Source organism: Vibrio sp. 10N.261.55.A7, assembly GCF_002877365.1.
Lineage (GTDB): Bacteria > Pseudomonadota > Gammaproteobacteria > Enterobacterales > Vibrionaceae > Vibrio.
Genome location: NZ_MCWZ01000049.1, coordinates 1 through 3,675, shown reverse-complemented (window position 1 = coordinate 3,675; position 3,675 = coordinate 1). Strand labels below are relative to the sequence as shown.

Here is a 3,675-nt window from a genome sequence, read left to right as displayed (position 1 = left end):
TTAGTTCAGTTGGTAGAACGGCGGACTGTTAATCCGTATGTCGCAAGTTCAAGTCTTGCAGGGGGAGCCAAATTCGAAGGCCCAGTCATTGACTGGGCCTTTTTCGTTTCTCACGTAGCAAATCTTTAAACGCCACCTCTATTTTTAACGTTAAAAATGGCCGCTTTTTGGCAGATAGCGAGAACAATCCAACTCAGCTTTGCCCTAGAACAAGAGTTTTTTGCCTGAAATAAGCAAAACCCTACTGATCGTCAGTTGTTATTAGGCTAGCAAAGCACGATAATATTAGGATCGGAATTTCAAATACATATAATTATGACCGAATATTTTTTGTTGTTGGTCGGCACTGTGCTGGTAAACAACTTTGTACTGGTAAAGTTTTTGGGCCTATGCCCATTCATGGGTGTGTCAAAAAAGCTGGAAACAGCCATAGGTATGGGGTTAGCGACAACGTTCGTGCTAACTCTTGCTTCAGTGTGCTCCTATCTTGTAGAGAACTATCTCCTAGCACCACTGGGCATTGAGTACTTGAGAACAATGAGCTTCATTTTGGTGATTGCCGTTGTGGTGCAATTCACTGAGATGGTCGTGCACAAAACAAGCCCTACCCTTTATCGATTACTGGGTATTTTTCTGCCGTTGATCACTACCAACTGTGCGGTTCTTGGCGTGGCACTACTCAATGTCATTGAAAATCATACCTTTATTGAATCCATCATCTACGGATTTGGTGCTGCGGCAGGGTTTTCTCTTGTTTTGATCCTTTTTGCGTCTATGCGAGAACGCATTGCTGCCGCTGATGTTCCTGCTCCTTTTAAAGGTGCCTCTATAGCCATGATCACAGCCGGCTTAATGTCTCTTGCATTTATGGGCTTCACTGGATTGGTGAAACTCTAATGACAACCATTGTTATCGCTATTATTGCTTTAGTTGCCCTTGCCGCTGTGTTTGGGGCGATCCTAGGATTTGCATCGATCAAATTTAAAGTTGAAGCCGACCCTATTGTTGAACAGATCGACAGCATCCTTCCGCAAACTCAATGCGGCCAATGTGGCTACCCTGGGTGTCGACCATATGCGGAAGCTATCGCGAATGGGGACAAAATAAATAAATGCCCTCCTGGTGGACAAGTTACGATCGAAAAGCTGGCTAACTTAATGGGTGTTGAAGCCGAAGAGTCAGCCCATGATCTCGATAATGCCGTTAAAACGGTGGCCTATATTCATGAAGACATGTGTATCGGTTGTACCAAATGCATCCAAGCTTGCCCTGTAGATGCCATCGTAGGGGGTACAAAAGCTCTCCACACTGTCATCAAAGACGAATGTACAGGATGTGATCTGTGCGTCGCACCCTGCCCGACTGATTGTATTGAAATGATTCCCATAGCACCGACAACAGACACTTGGAAATGGCAAATGAACGCTATTCCTACTGTAGATATCACTGAACCTGCGTCCCTTTCCACTCAAGCTGAAGGGAAATAGCAATGAACAGTCCATCTCTCATAGAACAAATTAAGACCGGAGCATTGTGGGATTTTCACGGTGGTATCCACCCGCCAGAAAACAAATCTCAATCCAATGAACTGCCACCAGCGCAAGCCACAATGCCTCAAGAATTGGTTCTGCCTATCAAGCAACACATAGGTAAACCCGGTGATCTGATCGTTAAAAGTGGCGATACGATTAAGAAAGGCCAACCTCTGACTCAATACAACACCAGTATGATGCTGCCTGTTCACGCTCCTACTTCCGGAGTGATCACAGCAATTGAGCCTAGAACCACCAATCACCCTTCTGGTTACAGTGAACTTTGCATTGTCATCGCCCCTGATAATCTAGACGCTTGGTATGAAAAGCAAGCCATCGCAGATTTCCAACAAGAGTCTGCGGAAACCTTGATGGAGCATATTCGCCTTGCAGGCATTTCTGGCATGGGTGGTGCAGGTTTCCCAACAGCAAAAAAAATCCAGTCTGGGCTTTCTAAAACCGAGCTGTTGATCATCAATGCAGCAGAATGTGAACCGTACATAACCGCTGATGATGTACTCATGCAGCATTACGCAGACGAGATCATTACTGGCATCGAGATCGTAGAGCGTATTCTGTCGCCAAAGCTCACTATCATTGCAATCGAAGACAACAAGCCTGAAGCGATTAAAGCATTGGAACTTGCGGCGAAAGACAAAGACATTGTCATACGCGTTATCCCAACCAAGTTTCCATCGGGTGGCGAGAAGCAGCTTATTAAGTTGCTGACCAATCAGGAAGTGCCAAGAGGTGGTATTCCAGCCGATATTGGCATGTTAGTGCAAAATGTCGCGTCAATGTTTGCAATAAAAAGAGCCGTTTGTGATGGAGAGCCACTGATTCAACGTATCGTCACGCTCACTGGTGATCAATTCACTCAACCGAGAAACGTCTGGGCACTAGTTGGAACGCCTATTTCCGCACTATTAGAAGAGTTTGGCTATAAAGCTTTAAAGAGGAAGCCTCGTGTCATCATGGGGGGGCCTATGATGGGCTTTACACTCCCTCACGCCAACATTCCAGTGACAAAGACCAGTAACTGTATCATTGCCCCTAGCAAAAAAGAGTTGCCTGATAATCAACATGAAATAGCGTGTATTCGTTGTGGTCAATGTGCCGAAGTATGCCCGTCAACACTACTGCCGCAGCAACTGCAATGGCACGCAAAAGCACAAGAATATGACAAATGTTCCGAATTAAATCTCCAAGACTGTATTGAGTGCGGTGCTTGTGCCTACGTTTGCCCAAGTGAAATTCCGTTGGTGCAATATTACCGACAAGCAAAAGCCGAAATCCGCGCGCAGAAGGAAGAAGCCCAATCTGCAGAACGCGCTAGACAGCGATTTGAAGAAAAGAACGCACGACTCGAGCGTGCAAAAGCAGAGCGAGAGAATCGATTTAAGAAAGCTGCAGACAATCGCCGTAGTGAAATGACTAAAAAAGGTGGTGACGACGCTGTTGCCGCCGCAATCGCACGAGTTAAAGCTCAAAAGCAATCAGCTCAAAGTGAGCAACAAGAGCCAAGCACTAAGCCTGCTGTTGCTGCTGCTATTGCCAGAGCAAAAGCTAAACAAGCAGAAGCTCAGGAGAAGAATCAGACTGGAAAGCCCGACAATTCAGAAATGATGCGACTCAGAGCTGAGCGTAAAAATAAAATTCGTGAACAAAAAGCCTTGGAGCAAAGCGATCAGCTGATTGAAGATCCCGTTCAATCGAACGCAGGTAAAGAAGCCAGTCCAATCGGTCCTAAAAAGGCCGCTATTGCCGAAGCGATTGCTAGAGCCAAAGCACGTAAAGCCAAACAAAATCAAGCATCTGACGAGCCTACTACTGTTACTTCAAGTGAAGACACAGCCAAATCTAAAGCCGCTGAACACATTGAAGCGGAGCAAGATTCTACGCCAAGTGATCCGAAGAAAGCCGCTGTTGCAGCCGCCATTGCTCGAGCGAAAGCCCGTAAAGCCAATCAAAATCAAACTTCTGACGAGCCTGAAACAGGCGCCTCAAGTGAAGAAGTTGCTAAGACTAAAGCTGACGCACAAGTTGAAGCGGAGCAAGACTCTGCGCCTAGTGATCCGAAGAAAGCTGCCGTTGCAGCAGCCATTGCTCGGGCGAAAGCGCGAAAAGCCAAGCAAAATCAAAC

Annotated in this window: 3 protein-coding genes; all 3 read left to right on the top strand. The window is 46.3% G+C overall.

Translation table 11 applies throughout. From position 1 onward, the window contains the following. The first annotated feature begins 315 nt into the window (after positions 1 to 315). Positions 316 to 897: an electron transport complex subunit RsxA gene (rsxA, locus tag BCU12_RS04610; protein ID WP_102403192.1), complete on the top strand. Its 582-nt coding sequence runs from the start codon at positions 316 to 318 to the stop codon at positions 895 to 897. Further along, positions 897 to 1,487, top strand: a complete 591-nt coding sequence (gene rsxB / locus BCU12_RS04605; RefSeq protein WP_102403191.1) for an electron transport complex subunit RsxB — start codon at positions 897 to 899, stop codon at positions 1,485 to 1,487. The genes rsxA and rsxB overlap by 1 nt, the downstream gene beginning before the upstream one ends. 2 nt (positions 1,488 to 1,489) lie before the next feature. Then, on the top strand, positions 1,490 to 3,675 hold a 2,186-nt coding region (gene rsxC, locus BCU12_RS04600; protein ID WP_102403190.1), incomplete at its 3' end, for an electron transport complex subunit RsxC.